We start from the raw sequence: 25,568 nt of genomic DNA on the forward strand, positions 1-25,568 counted from the left end.
GATCAAGGGGAGGGTTTTGCCGCGCTTCATGCTCGTCGAGCCTGCCCTGAGCGCGGCGGGGCGGCCCAGGCTGTCCGTAGAGCGCCGGCTCACCGGTGACCCCGGGGCCCCTGCACTCTGCGGTCCCAGCATGGAGGGATGCCTCACCGGCGCTCGGATGGACGGTACGCCTTGATGCCCCACGGCTCTGCCGATCCGGGGCTCGGCGCACCGTGCCTGCGAAGACGCCAGCACACCAAGCGCCCGGACAGCCACGGATTCGAGTCAGAGGTAACTGTGTCAGTGCCCTATGCCAACGACGGTACGCCGGACATCAGCGTCGTCGTGATCGTGTTCAACGATGCCGCGCGTCTTCCGACGGCAGTGCACTCCGTGCTCGATCAGACCCTGCAGAACGTCGAGGTCGTCATCGCCGACGACTGCTCCACAGACGGCTCGTACGAGGTCGCCCAGGCGATCGCCGCAGAGCACCCCAGAGTACGGGCGATCCAACTGCCGGAGAACAGTGGCGGCTGCGGTGAGCCCCGGAACCAAGGTGTGGCCATTGCCCGTGGTCGTTACGTGATGTTCCTGGACAGCGACGACACCCTCGAGGTGAACGCCTGCCGCAACATGTTGGAGGCGGCTGACCGGACGGGAGCCGATCTCGTCTCAGGTCTGTGCACACGCGTGCACGTTGACAGTCGCACGGGCAAGACCGCTAAGTGGTACCAGTGGCTGTACCGTCAGACCCGCACGCTGGAGTCCATCTCCGACCTCCCGGACCTGATGGTCTTCGACACGCTGTCCACCAACAAGTGCTACCGACGTGAATGGCTGCTGGAGAAGGGGCTCACGTTTCCCCGTGGCATCCACTATGAGGATTTGCTCTTCTCCGCCGAAGCGTATCTCGCTGCCTCTCGTATCACGTTGATACCCAACACGGTCTACTTCTGGAACGTCGCGGAGAAGGCGGAGCAGAAGTCGATCAGCAACCGGCGTCACGAGATCAACAATTTCGCAGACAGAATCGAGATTCACCGGCGCATCGACGCGATCCTCGCCTCCCGGGGCCTCGACGGTCTGAAGCTGCACAAGGATCGCAAGTTCCTGAAGCACGACCTGGTGTTGTACCTGCGAGACCTTCCGTTCCTGGATGACGACTACCGCCACCGATTCGCCGAGATGGCCCGGGAATACGTCGAGGGGTTCTCCAAAGAGGCATACGACGCGTTGAGTCCGATCCACGCGCTTTGCGCCTGCCTCCTGCTCCGGGAGGACTGGAAGAACCTCATGCCGGCAATCGACACCCTCATCAACAAGCGGAAAATCTCCTCGCCCCTCGTCAAGCGGGACGGCCGTGTCTACTGGTGCCCGGAGCATCTGGAGGACGCGCATGCCCGCGAGGTCCTTGACGTGACGGACCTCGGGTACCACAGCAGGTCCGTCGACCGGATGTTCTTGCGCAACCGCCTGACCGGGTACGCGGAGCGGCCGGCCGGCATCATCCTCGAAGGAGAGGTCGTTAATCCGCTGGGCGTGATACCGGAAGGCGCGGATATTGCGGCCGAGTTGGAGTTCCGTGCTCGCCGCCGAAGCCTCCAGACGTTCCGCTTCCCGGTGCGGCGGCTTGTCCACACCGGTGACTTCGTAACGTGGCGGGCCGCGGTGCCCCTGGGGCACCGTTTGCGCCCTCTCGGAGTCGTGGACGAGGTGTGGGACGTTCGGATGCACCTCACGGTGGACGGGCGGCGTACGACGAGTCGCCTGACGGCTGAAGGGGCCGAACTCGAAGATTCCGTAGGCTCCCGTGTCCGCCCGCGCCTGAGCCGGATCGTGGCCGACCACATAGAACCGCATGTCTCGGCCAACGGCCACCTCGCGTTCCGCCTCAGCCAACAAACCAGGGTCGCGCAACGTACCAGGGAACTGGTCGGCCGGAATCTGCACGGTACCCCCGCGAACGCTGCCAAGTCCGTGGTGAGGAAGGTTCAGGCGGTCCGCAAGGATCTGAACTCCGGACAGCGCAAGATCCAGGGTTACCGTCGGATGCTGCGCCTGCTGCCCGTTCGCAAGGGCACGATCGTCTTCGAAAGCCACCTCGGCAAGCAGTACAGCGACAGTCCGCGGGCCATCCTCGAGGAGCTGCGGCGCCGTGGCGTGCCGATTACGCCGATCTGGTCGTACGCCGGTGCGCGCCCGGAGGACGTCCCGGAGGGAGTGGAGCTCGTCCGCCGCTGGTCATGGCAGTACCTGCGGGCGTTGGCACAAGCCGAATACTGGATCGACAACCAGGGGTTCCCCCTCAAGCTGCCCAAGAGGCCGGAGACCACCTACATCCAGACTTGGCATGGAACGCCCTTGAAGAAGATGGGCTTTCACGAGCCCGGATACCGGATGCTGCCCGAACATGAGCAACGCGCCTATCAGGAGGCGCTGGACAGGTTCGACTACTTTGTTGTCCGCGGTGAGCATGACGTACGCACTCTCGCCCGCGCGTACCGCATTCCTGAGGAGAAGCTGCTGCGAGTCGGTTACCCGCGCAACGACGCTCTCGTCAGGGCGCGGGACAGGAAGGCATCCGACCCCGAGGCGGTCCGGACGGCGGAGCGACTCGGCATCAAACTGGACCGCCCAGTCCTGCTCTACGCCCCGACCTTTCGCGCGCAGAGCAACGGCAAGGTGCGGAAGTTCCAGTGCCCCTTCGACGTTGAGGAGTTCGTCGAAAGATTCGGCGATCGCTACACGCTTCTCATCCGCTCCCACTACCTCAACTCGGTGACGCTTCCGCCGTCCGTTGAGGGGCGTGTCATCAACGTGAGCAAGGAGCCGGACGTTTCTCCCCTCCTGATCCTTGCCGATGCCCTGATCACGGATTACTCGTCTGTCATGTTCGATTACTCGCTGCTCCAGCGGCCCATGATCTTCTTTGCTTACGACTGGGAGGAGTACGCCCAAGACATTCGCGGCACGTATTTCCATCTTCCCAGTGAGGCCCCTGGTCCGGTGGTCCGCACCGAGACCGAGCTCTTCGAGGCACTGTCCGACCTCGAGGGCATCGGCGTGCGGTACGCGGTGCCACTGAAGGAATTCCTTGACAAGTACGGCGAGTACGACCGCGGCGATGCCGCCGCGCAGATCGTGGACCGGTTCTTCGGCCGGGTGGGGGGCGCTCGATGACTCAGCGTGACATCTACTTCGTGGCGAACGAGGTCAACGAACTGGGCGGCGTCGCCCGTTGGCAGACTCAGATGGCCCGCTTGTTCGCCGAGCGCGGGCACCGGGTGACCGTCATCGGGATCGCCCCGCCCGAGGCCCCGATGGACCTGGGCGACAACCCGCTGTTTGACACCGTGACGTTGTACGACGTCCGTCCCCCCGCCCGGTGGCAGGCCCGCACGCTTCGAGACCGGGCCAACATCGTGGCCCGACAGCGCGAGGCCGCGAGGGTAGCGGGCATGCGGGAAGCCGCTCATCGTCTGTCGGGCCTCTTCCGGGCGGCCCCCGCCGGCGCGATGATCATCGTCACCCAGGTCTGGGCGATGGAGTGGGTTGCGCTGGCGGACACGGCCGGGCATCCGGTCATCGGAATGAGCCATGAGTCCTATGAGTCCACCCGCCAGTCATCCCGTTTCCAGCGCGTGCAGAAGTACTACAAGGACGTTGACCGCCTTCTCGTTCTGACCCAGGAAGACGCGGACCTCTGGGTGGGCAAGGGGCTCAACAACACGGGGTTCATGGCGAATCCGCTGCCGGTGATGCCGGAGTCCGCCTCCCCGCGGACGGAGAAGGTCGTGTGCAGCATCGGCCGCCTTGGACACGAGAAGGCGATCGACATGCTGCTCGACGCCTGGGCCGAGGCAGCGCCCGACAACCCCGGATGGCGGCTGCGCATCTACGGCTCAGGGCCGGACGAAGCGGCTCTCAAAGCCCAGTGCACCGGCCTGGGTTTGGACGACTCGGTTGAATGGGCCGGCCAGACCAGCGACGTCGTGGGAGCGCTGCACGGCTCCTCGGTCTTCGTACAGTCCTCCCGAGGCGAGGGCTTCCCCCTGGCCCTGCTCGAAGCCATGGCCTGCGGCGTCCCATGCGCGGCGTTCGACTGCGCTCCCGGGGTACACGAGATCATCCAGGACGGTGTGGACGGGTTGCTAGCCCGTCCCGGCAACACCTCTGAGCTCGCCCGGCAGATGAGCCGTCTCATGGCCGACGCCGATCTGCGGGACAGCATGGGCGACGCGGCACGCGCCAACGTGCAGCGGTACTCGCCCCAGGCCATCACCGACCGTTGGGAGCAGCTTTTCGCGTTCCTGGAGCGTTGAACGCCGCCCGGGCCGGCTCGGGCCGCCCTCGGCTCGCGTGGGCGTCAGTCGACGAGGTCGCGGACGACGGCGTCGGCCAGGAGGCGGCCGCGGCGGGTGAGGGCGGCGCGGCCCGTGGCGTAGGCGTCCTCGCGGAGCAGACCGTCGGCCAGGGCGCGGCGGGCCGCGGCCGCGCCCGCGGGGGCCAGGAGGTCGAGGGGGCAGCCGGCCTCCAGGCGCAGCTCCAGGAGGATGCGCTCCACGCGCCGGTCCTCGTCGGTGAGCAGTTCGCGGCCGGCGCCGGGGGAGCGGCCCTCGGCGAGGGCCTGGGCGTAGGCGCCGGGGTGCTTGACGTTCCACCACCGCACCCCGCCGACGTGGCTGTGTGCTCCGGGTCCGGCGCCCCACCAGTCGGCGCCCGTCCAGTACAGCTCGTTGTGGCGGCAGCGGGCGGCCGGGGTGCGGGCCCAGTTGGAGACCTCGTACCAGGCGTAACCGGCGGCGGCGAGGGCCTCGTCGGCGATGAGGTAGCGGTCGGCGTGGACATCGTCGTCCGTCATCGGGACCTCGCCGCGGCGGATGCGCCGGGCGAGCCCGGTGCCCTCCTCGACGATCAGGGCGTAGGCGGAGACGTGGTCGGGCTCGGCGCCGATCGCGGCGTCCAGGGAGGCGCGCCAGTCGTCGTCCGACTCGCCGGGGGTGCCGTAGATGAGGTCCAGGTTGACGTGCTCGAAGCCGGCGGCGCGGGCCTCGGCGACGCACGCTTCGGGGCGGCCCGGCGTGTGGGTGCGGTCGAGGACGCGCAGGACGTGGTCCCTGGCGCTCTGCATGCCGAAGGAGACGCGGTTGAAACCGGCGGCGCGCAGCTCGGCCAGGTAGGCGGCGTCCACGGACTCGGGGTTGGCCTCGGTGGTGACCTCCGCGTCGTCCGTCAGCCCGAAGGTGTCGCGGACGGTGGCGAGCATGCGGCCGAGGTCCGCGGCGGGCAGCAGGGTGGGGGTGCCGCCGCCGACGAAGACGGTCTGGACGGGGCGCGGGTCGTCGCCCAGGACCTTGCGGGCGAGATGGATCTCGTCGGCGAGCGTCGCGGCGTAGTTGTCGCGGGAGGCCAGCACGCCGCCGGAGCCGCGCAGCTCGCTCGCGGTGTAGGTGTTGAAGTCGCAGTAGCCGCAGCGGGTGGCGCAGTAGGGGACGTGCAGGTAGAAGCCGAGGGGGCGGTCGGCGCCGTCGGCCAGGGCGGCGGCGGGCAGGGCGCCGTCCTCGGGCACGGCTTCGCCGTCGGGGAGTGCGGAGGGCATGCGTCCATTGTCCGTGATCGGGCCGGCTCGTCGGGCCGCGTGTGGTTCGGCCGTCGGCCGGCCCGGCGGTGTCGCGTCGGTCAGCCCGTCGGGCCACCGACCGTGACGTGGTCGATGAGCCGCTCGACCGGGCCGAGGAGCTCGGGCTCCAGGTCGCGGTAGGAGCGCACGGCGGCCAGGACGCGCTGCCAGGCGGCGCCGGTGTTCGGCGGCCAGCCGAGCGCCCGGCACACACCGGTCTTCCAGTCCTGGCCGCGCGGCACCTCCGGCCAGCGTTCGATGCCCAGCGAGGCGGGCTTCACGGCGGCCCAGACGTCCACGAAGGGGTGGCCGACGACGAGGACGTGGGGGCCGCTCACCGACGCGGCGATCCGGGACTCCTTCGAGCCCGGCACCAGGTGGTCGACGAGCACGCCGAGGCGGGCGTCGGCGCTCGGGCCGAAGCGCTCGACGACGGCGGGCAGGTCGTCGACGCCCTCCAGGTACTCCACGACGACGCCCTCGACACGCAGGTCGTCGCCCCACACCCGCTCGACGAGCTCCGCGTCGTGCCGCCCCTCGACGTAGATCCGGCCCGCCCGGGCGACCCGGGCCCGGGCTCCGGGCACCGCGATCGAACCGGAGGCCGTGCGCCGGGGCCCGGCGGCCGGGGAGGCCGGAGCGGTCCGCCGCGGGCCGACGAGGGTCACGGGCGCGCCGTCGACGAGGAACCCGCTCGGTGTCGTGGGGAACACGCGGAGCTTGCCGAAGCGGTCCTCCAGCGTGACCGTCGGCCCCTCGGCCGTCTTCTCCCAGCGGACGACGGCGCCGCAGAAGCCGGTGGCGGCTTCCTCGACGACGAGCCCGGCGTCGGCCGGCACCTCGGGAGCGGCCGTGCGCCGCTTCCACGGCGCGGTGAAGTCCACGTTGTCGTAACGATTGTCGCTGCGCATGCGCGCATTCTGCCCGCAGGCGGGCTCAGCCGAGCGCCGGGCCGGGTGCCGGGGGCGGGGCCGGGCGGCGGCGGAGCTGGTCGCGCTGGGCGGCGACGAAGGCGGCGTCGACGACGGCACCGTGGCCGGGCACGTACAGGGCGTCCTCGCCGCCGAGGGCGAGGAGCCGGTCGAGGGCGTCGGGCCACACGGCGGGGTGGGCGTCGGGGCCCGCCTGGGGCTCGCCGGACTCCTCCACCAGGTCGCCGCAGAACACGACCTCCGGCTCGCCGGGAGCCTGGCCGGGGACGAGGACCGCGAGGTCGTGCCCGGTGTGGCCCGGGCCGACGTTGGCCAGCATGACCCGGCGTCCGCCGCCCAGCGACAGCGTGAGCTCGCCGCAGACCTGGTGGTGCGGGGCCACCAGGAGGTCGACGGCGTCCGCCGCCTCCTCGGGGGCGAGGCCGTGCCGGACGGCATCCGCGCGCAGCTCGTCGGCGAGGTGGGGGAGCCGCGTCGTCAGGCCGACGGCCCCGTAGACCTCCACCCCGGCGAAGGCGGCGGTGCCGAGGACGTGGTCGAAGTGCGGGTGGGTGAGGACGACGTGGGTGACGGGGAGGCCGAAGAGGTCGCGCAGCTGCCGCCGGATCTCGGCTCCCGCGCGGAGCGACGCGCCGGTGTCGACGACGAGCACCCCGTCCCGTCCGCGCACGGCGCCGACCGTCTCGTCCCAGCCGGGCATGCGGCGGCGCACGACGCCGGGGGCGAGCTCCTCCCACAGCGCGTTTCCCTGTGCCGTCATAGGGCCGACGCTAGTCGTACCGGCGCCACTTCGCCCGACGCGGGGTACCTTCGGGTCCGGCCGCCCTTGCCCGGGTCGTGGTACCCGGCCGTACACTGGTCCCGGATTGGCACTCAGGGATGCCGAGTGCCAGGGGCGGGAAAGAGCCAGGGAAGACCCAGCAAGAGACCCGGTCACGGCCGGACGGGAGGTGCGCCACCATGCTCAGCGAACGCCGACTCCAGGTGCTGCGTGCCATCGTCCAGGACTACGTGGGCACGGAGGAGCCGGTGGGTTCCAAGGCGCTCACCGAGCGGCACAACCTCAACGTCTCCCCGGCCACCGTGCGCAACGACATGGCCGCGCTGGAGGACGAGGGGTACATCGCCCAGCCGCACACCAGCGCGGGCCGTATCCCCACGGACAAGGGCTACCGGCTGTTCGTGGACCGGCTGGCGGGCGTCAAGCCGATGTCGGTGCCCGAGCGGCGCGCCGTGCAGCACTTCCTGGACGGCGCGGTGGACCTGGACGACGTCGTCGGGCGCACCGTGCGGCTGCTGGCGCAGCTCACCCGGCAGGTGGCCGTGGTGCAGTACCCGTCGCTGACCCGTTCCTCGGTGCGGCACGTGGAGCTGCTGTCGCTGGCCCCGGCCCGCGTCATGCTCGTGCTGATCACCGACACGGGCCGGGTCGAGCAGCGCATGGTGGACTGCCCGGATCCGGTGAGCGAGGCGTCGGTCGCCGACCTGCGGGCCCGGCTGAACAGCCGGGTGGCGGGGCAGCGCTTCACCGAGGTGCCGCGGCTGGTCCAGGACCTCGTGGACTCCTTCGACGGGGAGGACCGCGGCGCGGTCGCCGCCGTCGTCGCGACGCTGCTGGAGACCCTGGTGGAGGAGACCGAGGAACGTCTGGTCATCGGCGGCACCGCCAACCTGACGCGCTTCGGCCACGACTTCCCGCTCACGATCCGGCCGGTACTGGAGGCGCTGGAGGAGCAGGTCGTCCTGCTCAAACTGCTCGGTGAGGCAACCGACCCCGGTGTCACCGTGCGGATCGGGCACGAGAACGAGCACGAGGGGCTCAATTCCACGTCCGTCGTCTCGGTCGGTTACGGTTCCGGCGACCAGACGGTCGCCAAGCTCGGCGTGGTCGGACCGACCCGCATGGACTACCCCGGAACGATGGGAGCGGTACGCGCAGTGGCACGTTACGTCGGACAGTTTCTCGCGGAGTCGTAAGTGGCGACGGACTACTACGCGATCCTGGGCGTGCAGCGCGACGCATCACAGGACGAGATCAAGAAGGCGTTCCGCCGCCTGGCGAGGGAGCTGCATCCGGATGTGAATCCGGACCCGAAGACCCAGGAGCGGTTCAAGGAGATCAACACCGCCTACGAGGTCCTCTCGGACCCGCAGAAGAAGCAGATGTACGACCTGGGCGGGGACCCGGCGGGCGGTGCCGCCGGTGGCTTCGGCGCGGGCGGCGGCTTCGGCAACTTCTCCGACATCATGGACGCCTTCTTCGGCGGCGCCGCGCAGCGCGGACCGCGCTCGCGCACCCGCCGCGGCCAGGACGCCATGATCCGGCTGGAGATCGATCTGGAGGAGGCCACGTTCGGCACCACCAAGGAGATCCAGGTCGACACCGCCACCGTCTGCACGACGTGCAGCGGCGAGGGTGCCGCGCCCGGCACCTCGGCCCAGACGTGTGACATGTGTCGCGGCCGGGGGGAGGTCTCCCAGGTCACCCGCTCCTTCCTCGGCCAGGTCATGACATCCAGGCCGTGTCCGCAGTGCCAGGGCTTCGGCACGGTCGTGCCCTCCCCGTGCCCGGAGTGCGCGGGCGACGGGCGCGTCCGCTCCCGCCGCACCCTGACGGTCAAGATCCCGCCGGGCGTGGACAACGGCACCCGCATCCAGCTCGCCGGAGAGGGCGAGGTCGGCCCGGGCGGCGGCCCCGCGGGCGACCTCTACGTCGAGATCCGCGAGAAGCCGCACCCCGTCTTCCAGCGCCGCGGCGACGACCTCCACTGCACCGTCACCATCCCGATGACGGCGGCGGCCCTGGGCACCAAGTGCCCGCTGGAGACGCTCGACGGCCTGGAGGACGTCGACATCCGTCCCGGCACCCAGTCCGGCCAGTCCATCCCGCTGCACGGGCGGGGCGTGACGCACCTGCGCGGGAGCGGGCGCGGCGACCTGATCGTGCACGTCGAGGTGCAGACGCCGAACAAGCTCGACGCCGAGCAGGAGGAGCTGCTGCGCAAGCTGGCCAAGCTGCGCGGAGAAGAGCGGCCCACGGGGCAGTTCCAGCCGGGCCAGCAGGGCCTGTTCTCCCGGCTGAAGGACGCCTGGAGCGGCCGGTGACCGGCCGGTGACCGTCTCCCCGCCCCCACTCGGTGCCCTGTACGACCATCCGGTCGTGCAGGCGCCGATGGCGGGCGGCGGCTCCCGGCCCGAGCTGGCGGCCGCCGTGAGCGAGGCCGGCGGTCTCGGTTTCCTCGCCGCCGGGTACAAGACGCCCGAGGCCGTGTACGCGGAGATCCGGGAGCTGCGGCGGCTCACCGCGCGCCCCTTCGGCGTCAACGTGTTCGTCCCGCAGCCCGCGCCGGTGCCGGGGCAGCCGGAGACGCCCAGCCCGACGGGTGCCCCCGGCGTGCCGGGCAAGGACGCCTCGGCGCGGATCGCCGTCTACGCCGAGCAGCTCGCCGGTGAGGCCGAGTGGTACGAGACGGAGCTGGGCGATCCGGAGCAGGGGACCGACGACGGCTACGAGGGCAAGCTCGCCGTTTTGCTGGACGACCCGGTGCCGGTGGTCGGCTTCACGTTCGGCTGCCCGGACCCCGCGGTGCTGGAGCGGCTGGCCGCCGTCGGGACGCTCACCGTCGTCACCGTCACCTCGCCCGCCGAGGCGCGGGCCGCCCACCGGGCCGGAGCCGCTGCCCTGTGCGTGCAGGGCGTCGAGGCGGGCGGACACCTGGGCGTCCACCACGACGATCCGCACGCCGACGCCCCCGGTGCCGGGCGGGCCCTGCTGCCGCTCCTGGCCGAGGTCGCGGAGACGGTGCCGCTGCCCCTCATCGCGGCGGGCGGCATCATGCGGGGCGCCCAGATCGCGGCCGTCCTCGCGGCCGGGGCCAGCGCCGCACAGCTGGGCACCGCGTTCCTGGCCTGCCCCGAGTCCGGGGCCCACCCGCTGCACAAGGCCGCGCTGACGAGCGCGCTCTACACCCGCACGGAGCTGACCCGGGCCTTCTCGGGCCGCCCGGCGCGCGGCCTGGTCAACCGCTTCCTGCGGGAGCACGGCCCCTACGCCCCGGCCGCCTACCCACAGGTCCACCACCTCACCGCGCCCCTGCGCAGGGCCGCGGCCGCCGCCGGGGACCCGCAGGGCATGGCGCTGTGGGCGGGCCAGGGCCACCGGCTCGCCCGCGAACTGCCCGCGGCCCGGCTCGTCGCCCTCCTGGCCGAGGAGCTGGACGCCGCGTGCGCCGGGCCGCCCGCCGGGAAGAAGCCCGCACCGGGGGGCCTGGCGTGACGGCCCCCGTCTTCGTCGTCGACGCCGGGTGCCTGCGCACCGGCCCCGTGGTCCTGGAGGGGCCCGAGGGGCGGCACGCCGTCTCGGTGCGGCGGCTGCGAGCGGGCGAGGAGGTCGTGCTGACCGACGGCGCCGGAACGGGCGGCCTCGGCACGGTGACGGCCGCCACCGGGAAGGACCGGCTGGAGGTCGACGTCCGGGAGCTGCGCACCGAGCCGGAGCCGCGGCCCGCGCTCACCGTCGTCCAGGCCCTGCCCAAGGGCGACCGGGGCGAGTTGGCCGTCGAGACGATGACGGAGACCGGCGTCGACGTCATCGTGCCCTGGACGGCGTCCCGCTGCATCACCCAGTGGAAGGGCGAGCGCGGCGCCAAGTCCCTGGCCAAGTGGCGGGCCACCGCACGCGAGGCCGGTAAGCAGGCGCGGCGGCTGCGCTTCCCGCACGTCACGGAGCCCATGACGACCCGCCAGCTCGCGCCGTTGCTCGCCGAGGCCGCGTTCGCGGCCGTGCTGCACGAGGAGGGCGGCAGCCCGCTGGCGCGTGCCGGGCTGCCGGCCGAGGGCGGCATCGTCCTCGTCGTCGGTCCCGAGGGCGGGGTCAGCCCGGAGGAGCTGGCGGCCTTCGCGGAGGCGGGGGCCCGGCCCTACCGGCTCGGCCCGAGCGTCCTGCGCACCTCCACCGCCGGCACCGCGGCGGCGGCCCTGCTGCTGGGCCGTACCGGCCGCTGGGACTGACCCCCTGTCCCGCCCCTTGCCGGTGCCAGGGGCTCTGCCCCCGGCACCCCGGGGGCCCTGCCGGGGCCCGCGCGCCGCTGCCTGGCGGTGCGTCGTGGCTGGTCGCGCAGTTCCCCGCGCCCCTTCGGGGCGCGGTAGAGTCCGGGCATGGCTGGAGAACCGCAGGCGGACTGCCTGTTCTGCAAGATCGTCGCGGGTGAGGTGCCGGCGACGGTCGTGCGTGAGACCGAGACGACCGTCGCCTTCCGGGACATCAACCCCCAGGCACCCACCCACGTCCTGGTGATCCCCAAGGCCCACTACGCGGATGCCGCCACCCTCGCCTCCGCCGCCCCCGGCCTCGCCGCCGACGTGCTGCGGGAGGCCGGTGAGGTGGCCTCGGAGGACAACGCCGAGTCCTACCGGGTCGTGTTCAACACCGGCTCGGGCGCAGGGCAGACCGTCTTCCACGCCCACGCGCACGTCCTGGCGGGCCGCGGTCTGCAGTGGCCGCCCGGCTGATCGGTCGCCATCCCGCATGTCCGTACGTGAACTGGTGGTGCTCGGCACCGCCAGCCAGGTCCCGACCCGGCACCGCAACCACAACGGCTACGTGCTGCTGTGGGACGGTGAAGGGCTGCTCTTCGATCCCGGCGAGGGCACCCAGCGCCAGATGCTGCGTGCCGGGGTCGCCGCGCACGACCTGAACCGGCTCTGCGTCACCCACTTCCACGGCGACCACTGCCTCGGCCTCGCCGGCGTCATCCAGCGCGTCAACCTGGACGGCGTCCCGCACCCGGTGACCGCGCACTACCCGGCGAGCGGGCAGCGGTTCTTCGACCGGTTGCGCTACGCGACCGCCTACCGCGAGACGGTGCCGCTGCGGGAGGAGCCCGTGGCGGCCGATGGTGTCCTGGCCCGCACCGCGTCCTACACCCTCTCGGCGGCCCGCCTCTCCCATCCCGTGGAGTCCTTCGGCTACCGGCTCGTCGAGCCCGACGGCCGCCGGATGCTGCCCGGGAGGCTGGCCGCCCACGGCATCTCCGGCCCCGACGTGGGCCGGCTCCAGCGCGAGGGGACGCTGCGCGGCGTCCACCTGGACGACGTCAGCGAGCTCCGGCGCGGCCAGCGGTTCGCCTTCATCATGGACACCCGGCTGTGCGACGGCGCGTTCGCCCTGGCCGAGGGGTGCGACCTGCTGGTCGTCGAGTCCACCTTCGCCGACGGGGACGAGGCCCTGGCCACGGAGCACGGCCATCTGACGGCCGGTCAGGCGGGCCGCTTGGCGGCCGAGTCCGGCGTCCGGCACCTCGTCCTGACGCACTTCTCCCAGCGCTACCCGGACGTGTCCGCCTTCGCCGACCAGGCCCGCGCCGCGGGCTTCACCGGCGAACTGACGGTCGCCCGCGACCTCCTGCGCGTCCCGCTGCCGCGCCGACGTTGACGCCAGTGGTGCGCATAAGTGTGCACATGTGTGAGGTCAGTGACCGCCAGGCCCGCGTCAGTGTGATCCACCTCGGCCGACTCCGCTGACGCGTTCCCCCGCAGCGCGCCGCACCGGTGTGCCGGGGCGCCAGGAGGCCTGCGGCGTGCCGGTCGGTCCCGCGGGTCCTGTTCGGGCTTCCGGGCCACGTCTGCGCCGCGGGTAGGCCGTCCGCCCGGCGGGTGCGCGTGCGCTCACGGCCACCGGACGCGGGCCAGCAGGCGGTCGGCGACGGCGGGGGAGTCCACCAGGGGGTGCAGCGCGAGCGCGCGCAGCGCGGTGCGGCGGGAGCCGTCCGTGGCAGCGGTGATCACTCCCTGCTCGCTGGCCTTCACCTGGAGCATGAGCCCCAGCTCGGCGGCGCCGGGCGGGGCGCTCGGCAGCGGCCGGGCGCCGCGCGCGTCCACCTCGCACACGGTCTCCACGACGGCCTCGTCCGGCAGGGCCGCCACCGTGCCCGCGTTGCGCACGTTGAGGATCAGCCTGCGGGGACGGTCCTCGGCGATGGCCCGCATCAGCGCGAGGGCCACGCGGTCGTAGCCGCCGCCGTCGAGGTCGCGGGTGTCGCGCTGCCAGCCGCCGGAGGCGGCGCGCGCCTCGGCCAGGTAGGTCTCCTCCCGCTCCCGGCGCGCGGCCTCCCACAGCCGGGGGGCCGCCGCCGGGTCCCGGGCGGCCCGGGTGAAGAACGCGTCCTGCTGCCGGGCCAGGAACGCGCCGCGGGTCTCCCCGGCCGCGCGGGCCGCCGCGAGCGTCTCCCGGCGGAAGTAGTAGTAGTGCAGGTACTCGTTGGGGAGCACACCGAGCGCGGCCAGCCAGGGGGCCCCGAACAGCCGCCCCTCCTCGAAGGAGTTCAGCGCCTCGGGGTCCGCGAGCAGCCCGGGCAGCAGCTCCCGCCCGCCCCGGGTCAGGGAACGCAACCAGCCCAGGTGGTTGAGGCCGAGGTAGTCGTAGCCGACGGCGTCGGGGTCGGCCCCGGCCGCGCGGGCCGCCCGGCGCACGAGTCCCACCGGCGAGTCGCAGATGCCGATGACCCGGTCGCCGAGGACGGCGGACATCGCCTCCGTCACCACCCCGGCCGGATTGGTGAAGTTGACGACCCAGGCGTCCGGGGCCAGCGCCCGCACGCGCCGGGCGATCTCCCGGGCGACGGGTACGGTGCGCAGTCCGTACAGCAGCCCGCCCGCCCCCACGGTCTCCTGGCCCAGGACGCCCTCGGCCAGCGCGGTCCGTTCGTCCCGCACCCGTCCGGCCGTGCCGCCGACGCGGATGGCGGAGAAGACGAAGGCGGCGCCGCGCACGGCCTCGTCCAGCCCCTCGGCGACCCGGACCCGGGGGCCGCCGTCGATCCCGGTGAGCACCGAGCGGATGACCCCGACCCGCCCAGGGTCGGTGTCGTGGAGCACGACCTCCTCGATCCCGCTCCGCTCACGGGCCAGCGCCGCGTACACCAGCGGGACCCGGAATCCGCCACCGCCCAGAATGGAAAGTCGCATGGGACGGACGGTACCGGCCGTCCGGCACACTGGCGGCATGCTCGATCCACTCGCCGCCGTGCGGACTCCGCAGGACCCGGCCTGCGACGTGTATCTGACCGGGACCGTCTTCCTGGACATCGTCTTCACCGGCCTGGACTCCGCGCCGGTGCGGGGCACCGAGTCCTGGGCGCGCGGCATGGGGTCCAGCCCCGGCGGCGTCGCGAACATGGCCACCGCGCTCGCCCGCCTGGGCCTGCGCACCTGGCTCTCGGCGGCCTTCGGCGACGATGTGTACGGCGCGTACTGCTGGGAGGAGCTGAGCCAGGGCGAGGGCGTGGACCTCTCCCTGTCGCGCACGGTGCCGGGCTGGCACTCCCCGGTGACCGTGTCCATGGCGTACGAGGGCGAGCGCACGATGGTCTCGCACGGGCACGAGGCACCGCCCCGGCAGGCGCCGCCCGTCGACCCGCCGCCGACCCGCGCGGCGGTGGCCTCGCTGACGCCGGGCGTCGGCCAGGCGTGGATCGCCCGGGCGGCGGAGCGGGGCGCCCGGGTCTTCGCCGACGTCGGCTGGGACGGCACCGGCCGCTGGGACCTCGCAGCCCTCCCCGACCTCCGGTACTGCGAGGCCTTCCTGCCCAACGCGGAGGAGGCCGTCCGCTACACCCGCACCACCTGCCCGCGCGCCGCCGCCCGGGCACTGGCCGAGCACGTGCCGCTCGCCGTGGTGACGCTGGGCCCCGAGGGCGCCTACGCGGCCGACGGGCGGACGGGGGAGACGGCCGAGGTGCCGGGCATCGCGGTGGAGGCCCTGGACACCACGGGCGCGGGCGACGTGTTCGTGGCCGGGTTCGTCATGGCCTCCCTCGCCGAGTGGCCCCTCGCCGACCGGCTCGCCTTCGCCGGGCTCGCGGCCGCCCTGTCGGTGCGGCACTTCGGCGGTTCACTGTCCGCGCCGAGCTGGGCGGAGATCGCGGCCTGGTGCCACCGCGTCCACGCCTGCCCCGCCACCGACTCCGGCACGGCGTGCCGCTACGCCTTCCTCCGTCGACTGCTCACCGACGGTGAGGGCGTCGCTCCGCTGCGCCGCGCGGTCCCCACGATCGGGTTCCCGCGTCGGTGAGCGTCCGGCTCAGCACACCGTGCCGGCGGGCACGGGACGCAACGCGACGAGGTACCGGTCGACGTTCCGCGTGACGCACGTGCCACTGCGTCCGTAGGCGGTGTGCCCGAGCCCCTCGTAGGTCAGCAGCATGCCGCCGGGGAACTGCTCGGCCAGACTGACGGCCTCCTCGTATGGGGTCGCCGGGTCCCCCGTGGTCCCGACCACGAGCACCGGGGGAACGCCCTCCGCCCGTACCTTGTGCGGGCGTCCGGTCCCGGAGGGCCAGCTCTTGCAGGTCAGCTCCGTCAGCACCCCCGAGGTGCCGTAGAGACCGGCCGCGTCGTGCGCGTCCTCCAGCGCGTCCCAGTAAGCCCGGTCGTCACGCGGGTGAGGGACGTCCAGGCAGTTGACGGCTGTCAGGGCCGCGTACTCGTTGTCACCGGGCACCGGGTCGACGGGGGCCCCGTCGCCGTCGCCGTCCGTCGAGGCCGTCGCCCCGTCCCCGGCTTCGGCCTCCCCGGCTTCGGCCTCCCCGGGCTCGGTTTCCCCGGGCTCGGCTTCCTCGGCCTCCTCGTACTGCAGAGCGGCCAGCATCGTCCCGTCTCCCGACGCCGCCGCGGACAGGGCCTCGGAGAGGCCCTCCCACTGGCTCTCCGGGTTGTACATGGCCAGCGTGACCACGTTCAGTACCCCGGTGGCGTCGAGCCCGATGTCGCCGCCGTCCACGGGCAGGGGGCTGTGGGCGGCCCGCTCGTACAGCCCGTTGACCAGATTCCGTATGCCCGCGGGCGTCGCGGCGGGACAGGAGTCTCCGACGAGATCGGCGCAGCGCTCGGCGTAGTCCTCGACGGCCCTCCGGAAGCCGAGAGACTGGCTCGTCGCACGTTCCTCCCAGTCGAGCGACGGGTCGACGGCCCCGTCCAGCACCATGGCGCGGACCCGGTGCGGGAACTGCTCGGCGTACGAGGTGCCCAGGCTGGTGCCGTACGACCAGCCGAGGTAGTTGAGCTTCTTCTCACCGAGTGCGGCCCGCAGCACGTCCAGGTCGCGTGCGACGTCTGCGGTGCCCACGTGCGGCAGGATGTCGCCGCTGTGCTTCCGGCACGCCTCGGCTTCGGCCTGTGCAGCCGAGACGGCCGCCGCCTGCTCCTCCGCCGTCCTCGGGTACAGCGCCTGCGTTCCGGCCGGAAAATCATCCTCGTCCACCGCCCCGCCGCTGTCGCCCTCCTTCCCCTCGCAGGTCAGAGCCGGGGAGCTCGCCCCGACACCCCGCGGATCGAAGGAGACGACATCGAAGTGCTCGCGCGTCGAGGCGCCCAGGGACTCGGCCGTTCCCTCCTCCAGCAGGCTGGCCACGCCGGAGGCGCCGGGGCCGCCCGGGTTGACCACGAGGGCGCCGACGCGCCTGTCCGGGTCGGCCGTGGCCGCCCGCGCCACCGGCAGGACGAACGTCCGGCCGTCCTGCGGGTGCGCGTAGTCCATCGGGACCGTCAGCTGCGCGCACTGGTACGTGCCGCATTCGGTCCAGTCCAGCTTCTGGCGGTAGAACGACGCGAGCTCCGGCCGGTCGGCGGGGTCGGGGGCCGCCGAGGACCGGGGCCGGTCCGGGCGGTCCGGGGACGCCGAGGTGCAGCCGGACAGTGAGAGGGGGACGAGGACGCTCAGGGCCGCGGTGACGGCGAGGCCCCGGCGGCGGATGGCACGGTTCAACGAGACGCTCCTTCGAGCTGTCGGTCGGTCGACCAGAGCATCGCCGCGCCATGCTGAGGATTCGGTGAGGAAAGGCCCCGCCCGTCAGCCGTTCCGGGGGAGCCGGAGCACGAATCGGGCACCCCCGTGCTCCGGCCGGGCCGCGATGAGGCGACCGCCGTGCGCATGGGCCACCCACGAGGCGATGGACAGCCCGAGCCCGGTGGAGCCGGACCCGCTGCGGAACCGTTCGAACAGGGTGTCGTCCCCGACCTGGGGTGGCAGTCCGGGACCGGAGTCCTCGACGGTCACCGTGCCGTCCTGGCGGACGTCGACCAGCACGTCGGCGCCCTCGCCCGGCGCGTGGCCGTGGGTGAGGGCGTTGTCCAGCAGGTTCGCCACCGCGCGCCGTAGAAGCTCGGGATCCGCCACGACGATGGTCTCCTGCGCCCGTACCGTCACCCGATGTCTCTCCGTGGGCGCCTCGGCGACCACGGCCTCCACCAACTGGTCCAGCCGCAGCGGCTCCCGGTCGGGGGTCACGACGCCGGTCATCAGCCGGGCACGAGTGAGCAGCCCGTCCACCAGGTCGCCCATCGACTTCGCCAGCCGATGGGAGCGCCGCAGCACTTCCGTGGGGTCCGTGTCGCCGCGGAGCGCGGTCTCGGCGAGCGTGCGCAGGGAGGCGGCCGGGGTGCGCAGGTCGTGAGCCGCATCGGCGAGGAAGGTCTCCTGCCGGCTGAGTGCCGTCAGCGCGGGGCGTACGGCGCGTCCGGACAGCATGTGGCCGACGGCGGCCGACAGGCACACGAGCACGGCGCAGCCGGCCGCCACCGACCGGGTGAACCGTTCGTGGTCCGCCCGCTGGGCGGTGGCCTCGGAGACCATCACGAGGGCGCCCTGCGGCTGCTCGTACTCCTCCTCCAGCGCGTAGAACGCCAGGGCGAACACCCGTACGGGCGCGCCGTCGGACGCGTGCCGGTCGGCTCCCGCGACGTCCCCGACGCGCACGGCGGACGTCGCGACCTCCCGCAGGTCCGGGCTGGCCACGGACAGGCAGGGCTGGTCCGGGGCGTGCTCGACGGACAGTTCCACCTCGGGGGCGTCGGCGTCCGCGTCCGCCGACCAGCCCTCGGCGGTGAACACCGTCAGCGGCGGGCACGTGGTGCCCATGGTGTCGAGGAGGACGCCGACGTCGAGCCCGCCCGCCTCGTCGGCCTCCAGCAGCCCCAGGGCCCAGCTGAGATCGGCGTTCATCGTGTGGTCGAGTTGTTCGCGCCACCGCGCGTCGTCGCCGCGCACGGCGAAAACGGCCATCGCGACGAGGCCGGCGGCGCTGGTGAGCGCGAACACCAGGGTGATGCGGCGCCGCAGGCGCCGCACTCGCTGGGCGGGTGTCGGAGTGCGCACCCGTCGCAGGCGGGCGTCCAGAGGCCGTTTCACGTGCCCGGCGGAGCCAAGCGGTAGCCGACTCCGCGGACGGTGTGGATGAGGGGAGGCTCGCCCAGCTTGCGCCGCAGTTGGGACACGAGCACCTCCACGACGTTGGACCGCGGCTCCGCCATCTCGTCCCAGCACCGCTCTATCAGCTCGGTCCGGGAGACGGCCTGGTCGGCCCGGGAGGCCAGCAGCTCGGCTACCGCGAACTCGCGCGGGGTGAGCGACAGCAGGACGCCCGCGCGTCGCACCTGCCGTCGGGCGGTGTCCACCTCCAGGTCGGCGACACACTGGAGCGCTGGCCGCACGGCCTGCGAACGGCGGCACAGGCTGCGTACCCGGGCGACGAGTTCGGGCACGGCGAACGGTTTGACCAGGTAGTCGTCGCCCCCGCGGGCGAAGCCCTCCACCCGGTCGTCCACCGTGTCGCGCGCGGTGAGGAACAGCACCGGTACGGACCGCCCGTCACGCCGCAACGATTCCACGTAGGCCGCCGCGTCGCCGGACGGCAGCATCCGGTCGAACACCGCGCAGTCGTAGGCGGTCACGAAGAGCGCCTCGTCGGCTCCGGGCAGGTCGGATGCCTCGTCGACGGCCAGGCCCCCGCTGCGCAGGGCCGCGGCCACACCGAAGCGGAGATCGTCGTCGTCCTCGACCAGCAGTACACGCACCCCGTAACGATAGAGCCGGTAAATCGGGTGGGCGTGCCGCCCCGTCGGCGTAACCTGGGTAGCGCAACGCATCGCCGCGACAGAGAGGGATGAGCAAGGCCCAGAGCCGGCCCATGACGCAGACATCCATTTCCCAGGCATCTCAGGCACAGGCACGCTTCGCCGTTCCCGCCAAGCATCCGATGGTGACGGTGCTCGGCTCCGGCGACCGACTTCTCCGCGTCATCGAGGAAGCCTTCCCGGCGACCGACATCCACGTGCGCGGCAACGAGATCAGTGCCACCGGTGACGAGGCCGAGGTGGCCCTCGTCCAGCGCCTCTTCGACGAGATGATGCTCGTCCTGCGCACCGGTCAGCCCATGACCGAGGACGCGGTGGAGCGTTCGATCGCGATGCTCCGCGAGGAGCGCGACGGCGCCCTGAGCGAGACGCCCGCCCAGGTGCTCACGCAGAACATCCTCTCCAACCGCGGGCGCACCATCCGTCCCAAGACGCTCAACCAGAAGCGCTACGTCGACGCCATAGACCAGCACACCGTCGTCTTCGGCATCGGCCCGGCGGGCACGGGCAAGACCTATCTGGCGATGGCCAAGGCCGTCCAGGCGTTGCAGTCCAAGCAGGTCAACCGCATCATCCTGACCCGGCCCGCGGTCGAGGCGGGCGAGCGGCTCGGCTTCCTGCCCGGCACGCTGTACGAGAAGATCGACCCGTATCTGCGTCCGCTGTACGACGCCCTGCACGACATGCTCGACCCGGACTCGATCCCGCGGCTCATGGCGGCCGGGACGATCGAGGTGGCACCGCTCGCCTACATGCGTGGCCGCACGCTCAACGACGCCTTCATCATTCTGGACGAGGCGCAGAACACCAACCCGGAACAGATGAAGATGTTCCTGACGCGGCTCGGCTTCGACTCGAAGGTCGTCATCACCGGTGACGTCACGCAGGTCGACCTGCCGGGCGGCACGAAGTCCGGCCTGCGCCAGGTGCGGGAGATCCTCCAGGGTGTGGACGACGTGCACTTCGCCGAGCTGACCAGCACGGACGTTGTCCGGCACAAGCTGGTGGGCCGTATCGTGGACGCCTACGAGCGCTACGACGTCCGCAACAACGGCGGCGGGCCCGCTGGCGGGGGCGCTCGGTAAGCTGCGCGCACCGCAGACCGAGACGACGGAGAGCATCAGCGAGCACATGTCCATCGACGTGAACAACGAGTCCGGGCAGGACGTCGACGAGGAGGCGCTCCTCGACATCGCCCGGTACGCCCTCGCCCGGATGCGCATCCATCCGTTGTCCGAGCTGTCGGTGATCGTGGTGGACTCCGCCGCCATGGAGCGCCTCCACGTGCAGTGGATGGACCTTCCGGGGCCGACGGACGTCATGTCCTTCCCGATGGACGAGCTGCGTCCGCCCGCGAAGGACGAGGAGGAGGCCCCCCAGGGGCTGCTCGGCGACATCGTGCTGTGCCCCGAGGTCGCGGCGCGCCAGGCCGAGCAGGCCCCGACGGGGCACACCACGGACGAGGAGCTCCAGCTCCTCACCGTGCACGGCGTGCTGCACCTGCTCGGGTACGACCACGAGGCGCCCGGGGAGAAGGCCGAGATGTTCGGCCTCCAGCAGGCCATCGTGGACGGCTGGCGGGCGGAGCGGGGCCTCACCGGGCCCTCACCGGCCCCCACCTTCACCTGAGGCCGGGCGGACGATGGCCGAGATCCTCACCGTCGCGGTCACCCTGACCGTGCTCGCCTGGCTGGCCGCCTGCGCCGAGGCCGGGCTCTCCCGGGCGACGGGCTTCCGGGCCGAGCAGGCGGTGCGCAGCGGCCGGCGCGGCAGCGACCGGCTGGCCGCCGTCGCCGCCGACCCGGTCCGCTACCTGAACCTGGCCATGCTGCTGCGGGTGGCCTCCGAGATGGCCGCCGGCGTCCTCGTCACCTACGCCTGCCTGCGCTACTTCGCCGAGCCCTGGCAGGCGCTCGTGGTCGCCATGGGCGTCATGGTGCTCGTCTCCTTCGTGGCCGTCGGCGTCTCCCCGCGCACGATCGGCATCCAGCATCCGCTGAACACCGCCACGGCCGCCGCCTACGTGCTGCTGCCGCTCGCCCGGGTACTCGGCCCGCTGCCCCAGCTGCTGATCCTCCTGGGCAACGCGCTCACCCCCGGCAAGGGCTTCCGCAAGGGGCCGTTCGCCTCGGAGGCCGAGCTGCGGGCCATGGTGGACCTGGCCGAGTCGGAGTCGCTGATCGAGGACGAGGAGCGCCGCATGGTGCACTCCGTCTTCCAGCTCGGCGACACCCTCGTGCGGGAGGTCATGGTCCCGCGCACCGACCTGGTGTCCATCGAGCGGTTCAAGACCATCCGGCAGGCCCTCACCCTGGCTCTGCGCTCCGGCTTCTCGCGCATCCCCGTCACGGGCGAGAACGAGGACGACGTCGTCGGGATGGTGTACCTGAAGGACCTGGCCCGCAAGGTCCACATCAGCCGTGAGGCCGAGTCCGAGCTGGTGTCCACGGCGATGCGCCCGGCCGCGTTCGTCCCGGACACGAAGAACGCCGGGGACCTGCTGCGGGAGATGCAGACCGAGCGCAATCACGTGGCCGTCGTCATCGACGAGTACGGCTCCACGGCCGGGATCGTCACCATCGAGGACATCCTTGAGGAGATCGTCGGCGAGATCACCGACGAGTACGACCGCGAGCTGCCGCCCGTCGAGGAGCTGGGCGACGGCCGGTTCCGCGTCACCGCCCGCCTGGACATCGGCGACCTGGGCGAGCTCTACGGCCTGCCGGACCTCGACGACGAGGACGTGGAGACGGTCGGCGGTCTGCTGGCCAAGCTCCTCGGCCGGGTGCCCATCGCGGGCGCCGCGGTGGTGGTCGACCTCTCCGAGGAGCCCGCCGACCCGCGGCTCGCCGGGCTCCGGCTCACCGCGGAGTCCACGGCGGGCCGGCGCAACCGCATCGACCGTGTCCTGGTCGAGCGTGTCGACGCCGAGCAGCCGGACGACGACGGGGAGTAGCCCGGAGCGCCACCCTTCACCCGGCCGGGTGAACGCCCCTGGCCGCGGCCGCGCCCGCGTGCCGCCATGGACCCATGCACGCGTACCTGCGGCACCTTCGTTCGGGCCCGATCCGCGCCGCGCTCGTCCTGGCCCTGTTGGCCGGGCCGGGCTCGCTGGCGGCCGGTTGCGCGGGGAGCACCGGTCCCGGCGGACAGCCGGGCACACCGGGCCTCGCGGCGGGACCGCTGAGCGAGGAGCGGCTGCGGCTCGCCGTGCTGAGCCTCGCCGACCTGCCCGCCGGCTGGGCCGCCGACACCCCCGACGCCGCCCGGAGGCGCGGCATCGGCGTGCCCGAGCCCGCGGAGGGGCCCTGCCGGGCCCTCTTCCGGGACCCGCCCGGCACCGGCGGCCTGGCCCGGTTCGCCCGTACCGAGGTCGGCCCGTTCGTCGTCGCGCGCACCGGCACGCACGCGGGGGTCGACGACGCCCGGAACGCCCTCGCCTCCTTCCGCGCCGCCGCGGGGCAGTGTCCCGCCTTCCCGGTCACCGAGGGCCCGGACGCGGGCGGCCGCGAGGTCATGTACCACGCCGAGACGCTGGACGCGCCGCGGCTCGGGGACGAGAGCGTGGTCGTGCGCTTCGTGCGGACGGAGTCCGGGAGCCGCGCGGGCACCGTCGTCTCCGAGGCCGTCTACGCCCGTCTCGGCGCCCACACCGTGCACCTCGCCCGCGCGGGGCGGGAGGACTCCGACGCCCGCGGCATCGTGCCCCTCGCCCGGCTGGCGCTGGAGAAGCTGCGCACCGTCGCCGCGGGCGGCACGCCCTCACCCGCCGGCTCCTTCCCGGGCGCGACCCGGCTGTGAGCGCCCCGGCGGGCCCGGCGGTGGGCGGGCCGTGCCTCCGCTCACCGGCAAGCCGGGGCCGTCCACGGCCCCAGTAAGCTCAAGGTCATGACTGACGCCCAGGCCATCGATCCCGAGGACCGCAAGATCATCACGCTGGCGCGCAGCGCCCGCGCCCGCAACTCCGTCCCCGAGGGTGCCGCCGTCCGCGACGAGACCGGCCGCACCTACGTCGCCAGCACGGTGACGCTGCCCTCGCTGGAGCTGACGGCGCTCCAGACCGCCGTCGCGATGGCCGTGGCCTCCGGCGCGCGGTCCCTGGAGGCCGCCGCGGTCGTCTCCGACGCCGGCACGCTGCCCGGCACCGACCTCGCCGCCGTCGCCGACCTGGGCGGAACGACGCCGGTCCTGCTGGCCGCCCCCGACGGCACCCTGAGCGCCACACTCACCGCGGGCTGACCGGCCTCGCCTCCCGGGCCGGTGAGCCTGCCGGCGGCCGAGACGCCCGAGGCGAGCGAGCCGACGGGCGCGCCGGTGTCGACGCGTGTCGCCGCCGGGTCACAGCACCCGGCGGCGAACCCAGCTCGGAGAGGAGGGACAATGGGGGGATGACCAGCCCTTCCCGCCCGCCGCACCGTGCCGGCTTCGCCTGCTTCGTCGGCCGCCCCAACGCCGGCAAGTCGACCCTGACCAACGCACTCGTGGGCACGAAGGTCGCCATCACCTCGAACCGGCCCCAGACCACCCGGCACACCGTGCGCGGCATCGTGCACCGCGAGGACGCGCAGCTCGTCCTCGTCGACACCCCCGGGCTGCACAAGCCGCGCACGCTGTTGGGGGAGCGGCTCAACGACGTCGTCCGCACCACCTGGGCCGAGGTGGACGTCATCGGGTTCTGCCTCCCGGCCGATCAGAAGACCGGCCCGGGTGACCGCTTCATCGCCGCCGAGCTGGCCAAGCTCAAGCGCACTCCCAAGGTCGCGGTGGTCACGAAGACGGACCTGGTGGACTCCAAGACGCTGGCGGCCCAGCTCGTGGCCGTCGACCGGCTGGGCCGGGAGCTGGGCATCGAGTGGGCCGAGATCGTGCCGGTCTCGGCCACGGCGGGCAGCCAGGTCTCGCTGCTGGCGGATCTGCTGGCGCCGATGCTGCCGGAGAGCCCGCCGCTCTACCCCGACGGCGATCTCACGGACGAGCCGGAGCAGGTCATGGTCGCCGAGCTGATCCGGGAGGCCGCGCTGGAGGGGGTACGCGACGAACTGCCGCACTCCATCGCCGTCGTCGTCGAGGAGATGCTGCCGCGCGAGGACCGCCCCGCCGACAAGCCGTTGCTGGACATCCACGCCAACCTGTTCATCGAGCGGCCCAGCCAGAAGGGCATCGTCATCGGCCCGGGCGGCAAGCGGCTCAAGGAGGTCGGCAGCCGCTCGCGCAAGCACATCGAGGCGCTGCTGGGCACCCCCGTCTTCCTCGACCTGCATGTGAAGGTCGCCAAGGACTGGCAGCGGGACCCGAAGCAGCTCCGCCGCCTGGGCTTCTGAACGGCACCCGGGGCCTGCCGTCAGGCGGTGGGAGCCGTGCCCGCGGGTGGGCTCAGCTCCGCTCGGGGGCGGCGGCGAGCAGCCGCTGCGTCTCTTCCGCGGTGAAGTCGAGCGCGCTGCCGAGGGCGGAGAGCACGGCCCGCTCGGCCGGGACGTAAGGCCCGTCGGCGAGGGCGATGCGGGCGCCCTGCAACAGCAGGCCGACGCGGCCGGGCTCCGCCAGGTGCGGCACCAACGGGCCCAGGGTCGCGTGCAGTTCGATCTCGACGCCGACGCCGCACTCGGCCGAGGTGTCGGCGCGCAGGGCCGTGCACAGGTCGAGCAGCCGCTTCTCGGTGCAGTCGGGGTAGCCCGCGGCGTGGACGGAGTCCACGGCGGCGCGGCGCACCGCCTCGCTGTCGCTGCCCCCGGTGGCCAGGACGGCCAGCGCCACGCACTCCACGCCGTCGCGCAGGAGCGCGGCGAGCCGGGTCGTGGTGGGCCGCTCCAGGGCCTCGGGGCCGGAATGCGTACCGCAGGACGTGCACGCGAGCACGGGGGCGGTGACGCCGCGGCGCAGAAGGGGCACCCCGAGCAGTTCGAGACGGCGGCGTCCGGTGCGGCGTTCGTAGTTGCGGTCCCCGCCGCAGGAGGCGCAGAAGAACTCGCCGTCCGCGACGGTGGTCCAGGCGGTGCGGACACCCGTGCGCAGGCCCGTGCCCAGCCTCCCCCATCCCGCGGCCGGAGCTTCCCCCTTGCACCCGCCCGCCACGCGCAGTCCGCTCACGCCGCACCTCCGTCGCCCGGCCTCGTCGCCGGTGTCGCCAC

At 72.9% G+C, this 25,568-nt stretch carries 23 protein-coding genes; 15 read left to right on the plus strand and 8 right to left on the minus strand.

Features of this window, described 5'->3' with window-relative positions:
• The first annotated feature begins 282 nt into the window (after positions 1–282).
• Positions 283–3,159, plus strand: a complete 2,877-nt coding sequence (locus HPT28_RS14895) for a bifunctional glycosyltransferase family 2 protein/CDP-glycerol:glycerophosphate glycerophosphotransferase (RefSeq protein WP_308119248.1) — start codon at positions 283–285, stop codon at positions 3,157–3,159.
• Positions 3,156–4,301, plus strand: a complete 1,146-nt coding sequence (locus tag HPT28_RS14900; RefSeq protein WP_219091558.1) for a glycosyltransferase — start codon at positions 3,156–3,158, stop codon at positions 4,299–4,301. Before HPT28_RS14895 ends, HPT28_RS14900 begins: the two co-directional genes overlap by 4 nt.
• Before the next feature lie 44 nt (positions 4,302–4,345).
• Here HPT28_RS14900 and hemW read toward each other — a convergent pair whose 3' ends face one another.
• The 3 genes from hemW to HPT28_RS14915 form a co-directional block, all read right to left on the minus strand.
• Entirely contained in the window at positions 4,346–5,578 is a 1,233-nt protein-coding gene (gene hemW, locus HPT28_RS14905; protein ID WP_219091559.1) for a radical SAM family heme chaperone HemW, read from the minus strand.
• Positions 5,579–5,658: 80 nt separating this feature from the next.
• Positions 5,659–6,510, minus strand: coding sequence for a DUF3097 domain-containing protein (locus HPT28_RS14910; RefSeq protein WP_219091560.1), 852 nt, complete (start codon positions 6,508–6,510; stop codon positions 5,659–5,661).
• A 25-nt stretch (positions 6,511–6,535) separates the two neighbouring features.
• Positions 6,536–7,291, minus strand: coding sequence for an MBL fold metallo-hydrolase (locus HPT28_RS14915; protein ID WP_219091561.1), 756 nt, complete (start codon positions 7,289–7,291; stop codon positions 6,536–6,538).
• Positions 7,292–7,491: 200 nt separating this feature from the next.
• Here HPT28_RS14915 and hrcA point away from each other — a divergent pair, with 200 nt between their 5' ends.
• The 6 genes from hrcA to HPT28_RS14945 all read left to right on the plus strand — a co-directional run bounded on the left by hrcA (position 7,492) and on the right by HPT28_RS14945 (position 12,964).
• Complete coding sequence (gene hrcA, locus HPT28_RS14920; RefSeq protein WP_219091562.1) at positions 7,492–8,508, plus strand: heat-inducible transcriptional repressor HrcA; 1,017 nt, start codon at positions 7,492–7,494, stop codon at positions 8,506–8,508.
• Positions 8,509–9,636 (plus strand): molecular chaperone DnaJ, encoded by a 1,128-nt coding sequence (gene dnaJ / locus HPT28_RS14925; RefSeq protein WP_219091563.1) that lies wholly within the window; start codon positions 8,509–8,511, stop codon positions 9,634–9,636.
• Between the two features lie 67 nt (positions 9,637–9,703).
• Positions 9,704–10,807, plus strand: coding sequence for a nitronate monooxygenase (locus HPT28_RS14930; protein ID WP_219091604.1), 1,104 nt, complete (start codon positions 9,704–9,706; stop codon positions 10,805–10,807).
• Positions 10,804–11,541 carry a 16S rRNA (uracil(1498)-N(3))-methyltransferase gene (locus HPT28_RS14935; protein ID WP_219091564.1) on the plus strand — a complete coding sequence of 246 codons (738 nt, stop codon included), beginning with the start codon at positions 10,804–10,806 and terminating at the stop codon, positions 11,539–11,541. Before HPT28_RS14930 ends, HPT28_RS14935 begins: the two co-directional genes overlap by 4 nt.
• Before the next feature lie 147 nt (positions 11,542–11,688).
• On the plus strand, positions 11,689–12,042 hold the full coding sequence (locus HPT28_RS14940; protein ID WP_219091565.1) for a histidine triad nucleotide-binding protein: 354 nt from the start codon (positions 11,689–11,691) through the stop codon (positions 12,040–12,042).
• A gap of 16 nt (positions 12,043–12,058) precedes the next feature.
• Positions 12,059–12,964: a ribonuclease Z gene (locus tag HPT28_RS14945; RefSeq protein WP_219091566.1), complete on the plus strand. Its 906-nt coding sequence runs from the start codon at positions 12,059–12,061 to the stop codon at positions 12,962–12,964.
• A 233-nt stretch (positions 12,965–13,197) separates the two neighbouring features.
• Here the strand turns inward: HPT28_RS14945 and HPT28_RS14950 are convergent, their stop codons facing one another.
• Positions 13,198–14,496 (minus strand): 6-phospho-beta-glucosidase, encoded by a 1,299-nt coding sequence (locus HPT28_RS14950; protein WP_219091567.1) that lies wholly within the window; start codon positions 14,494–14,496, stop codon positions 13,198–13,200.
• On the opposite strand from HPT28_RS14950, the gene HPT28_RS14955 reads away from it, so the two are divergent.
• Positions 14,483–15,601, plus strand: a complete 1,119-nt coding sequence (locus HPT28_RS14955) for a PfkB family carbohydrate kinase (protein WP_219091568.1) — start codon at positions 14,483–14,485, stop codon at positions 15,599–15,601. The genes HPT28_RS14950 and HPT28_RS14955 overlap by 14 nt on opposite strands.
• A 9-nt stretch (positions 15,602–15,610) precedes the next feature.
• On the opposite strand, the gene HPT28_RS14960 is transcribed toward HPT28_RS14955, so the two are convergent.
• From HPT28_RS14960 to HPT28_RS14970, 3 genes are all read right to left on the minus strand, one after another.
• A complete protein-coding gene (locus HPT28_RS14960) occupies positions 15,611–17,293 on the minus strand; it encodes an alpha/beta hydrolase (protein ID WP_219091569.1) in 1,683 nt (560 codons plus the stop codon).
• Between the two features lie 84 nt (positions 17,294–17,377).
• Positions 17,378–18,682: a HAMP domain-containing sensor histidine kinase gene (locus HPT28_RS14965; RefSeq protein WP_308119251.1), complete on the minus strand. Its 1,305-nt coding sequence runs from the start codon at positions 18,680–18,682 to the stop codon at positions 17,378–17,380.
• 29 nt (positions 18,683–18,711) lie between these two features.
• Positions 18,712–19,380: a response regulator transcription factor gene (locus tag HPT28_RS14970; RefSeq protein ID WP_308119252.1), complete on the minus strand. Its 669-nt coding sequence runs from the start codon at positions 19,378–19,380 to the stop codon at positions 18,712–18,714.
• Between the two features lie 113 nt (positions 19,381–19,493).
• Between HPT28_RS14970 and HPT28_RS14975 the strand changes: the two genes are divergently transcribed.
• From HPT28_RS14975 to era, 6 genes are all read left to right on the plus strand, one after another.
• Entirely contained in the window at positions 19,494–20,525 is a 1,032-nt protein-coding gene (locus HPT28_RS14975; RefSeq protein ID WP_219091571.1) for a PhoH family protein, read from the plus strand.
• A gap of 46 nt (positions 20,526–20,571) precedes the next feature.
• Positions 20,572–21,069 (plus strand): rRNA maturation RNase YbeY, encoded by a 498-nt coding sequence (gene ybeY / locus HPT28_RS14980; protein ID WP_219091572.1) that lies wholly within the window; start codon positions 20,572–20,574, stop codon positions 21,067–21,069.
• A gap of 13 nt (positions 21,070–21,082) precedes the next feature.
• Entirely contained in the window at positions 21,083–22,396 is a 1,314-nt protein-coding gene (locus HPT28_RS14985; RefSeq protein ID WP_219091573.1) for a hemolysin family protein, read from the plus strand.
• A 74-nt stretch (positions 22,397–22,470) separates the two neighbouring features.
• Complete coding sequence (locus HPT28_RS14990) at positions 22,471–23,241, plus strand: hypothetical protein (protein ID WP_219091574.1); 771 nt, start codon at positions 22,471–22,473, stop codon at positions 23,239–23,241.
• A gap of 87 nt (positions 23,242–23,328) precedes the next feature.
• Entirely contained in the window at positions 23,329–23,679 is a 351-nt protein-coding gene (locus HPT28_RS14995; RefSeq protein ID WP_219091575.1) for a cytidine deaminase, read from the plus strand.
• A 149-nt stretch (positions 23,680–23,828) separates the two neighbouring features.
• Positions 23,829–24,761 (plus strand): GTPase Era, encoded by a 933-nt coding sequence (era, locus tag HPT28_RS15000; RefSeq protein WP_219091576.1) that lies wholly within the window; start codon positions 23,829–23,831, stop codon positions 24,759–24,761.
• Between the two features lie 52 nt (positions 24,762–24,813).
• On the opposite strand, the gene HPT28_RS15005 is transcribed toward era, so the two are convergent.
• Complete coding sequence (locus tag HPT28_RS15005; RefSeq protein ID WP_374226965.1) at positions 24,814–25,527, minus strand: TerB family tellurite resistance protein; 714 nt, start codon at positions 25,525–25,527, stop codon at positions 24,814–24,816.
• Positions 25,528–25,568 lie beyond the last annotated feature (41 nt).

The sequence above is a fragment of the Streptomyces sp. JJ38 genome (assembly GCF_019303475.1).
In the GTDB taxonomy this organism is placed as follows: Bacteria; Actinomycetota; Actinomycetes; order Streptomycetales; family Streptomycetaceae; genus Streptomyces.

Bases quoted from the DNA above. Each gene is read 5' to 3' on its own strand.
- HPT28_RS14995 (WP_219091575.1), top strand. From the start codon at position 23,329: ATGACTGACGCCCAGGCCATCGATCCCGAGGACCGCAAGATCATCACG.
- HPT28_RS14910 (WP_219091560.1), bottom strand. From the start codon at position 6,510: ATGCGCAGCGACAATCGTTACGACAACGTGGACTTCACCGCGCCGTGG.
- HPT28_RS14915 (WP_219091561.1), bottom strand. From the start codon at position 7,291: ATGACGGCACAGGGAAACGCGCTGTGGGAGGAGCTCGCCCCCGGCGTC.
- hrcA (WP_219091562.1), top strand. From the start codon at position 7,492: ATGCTCAGCGAACGCCGACTCCAGGTGCTGCGTGCCATCGTCCAGGAC.
- HPT28_RS14945 (WP_219091566.1), top strand. From the start codon at position 12,059: ATGTCCGTACGTGAACTGGTGGTGCTCGGCACCGCCAGCCAGGTCCCG.
- era (WP_219091576.1), top strand. From the start codon at position 23,829: ATGACCAGCCCTTCCCGCCCGCCGCACCGTGCCGGCTTCGCCTGCTTC.
- HPT28_RS14950 (WP_219091567.1), bottom strand. From the start codon at position 14,496: ATGCGACTTTCCATTCTGGGCGGTGGCGGATTCCGGGTCCCGCTGGTG.
- HPT28_RS14940 (WP_219091565.1), top strand. From the start codon at position 11,689: ATGGCTGGAGAACCGCAGGCGGACTGCCTGTTCTGCAAGATCGTCGCG.
- HPT28_RS14975 (WP_219091571.1), top strand. From the start codon at position 19,494: ATGACGCAGACATCCATTTCCCAGGCATCTCAGGCACAGGCACGCTTC.
- ybeY (WP_219091572.1), top strand. From the start codon at position 20,572: ATGTCCATCGACGTGAACAACGAGTCCGGGCAGGACGTCGACGAGGAG.
- hemW (WP_219091559.1), bottom strand. From the start codon at position 5,578: ATGCCCTCCGCACTCCCCGACGGCGAAGCCGTGCCCGAGGACGGCGCC.
- HPT28_RS14990 (WP_219091574.1), top strand. From the start codon at position 22,471: ATGCACGCGTACCTGCGGCACCTTCGTTCGGGCCCGATCCGCGCCGCG.
- HPT28_RS14900 (WP_219091558.1), top strand. From the start codon at position 3,156: ATGACTCAGCGTGACATCTACTTCGTGGCGAACGAGGTCAACGAACTG.
- HPT28_RS14955 (WP_219091568.1), top strand. From the start codon at position 14,483: ATGGAAAGTCGCATGGGACGGACGGTACCGGCCGTCCGGCACACTGGC.
- HPT28_RS14985 (WP_219091573.1), top strand. From the start codon at position 21,083: ATGGCCGAGATCCTCACCGTCGCGGTCACCCTGACCGTGCTCGCCTGG.
- HPT28_RS14930 (WP_219091604.1), top strand. From the start codon at position 9,704: ATGGCGGGCGGCGGCTCCCGGCCCGAGCTGGCGGCCGCCGTGAGCGAG.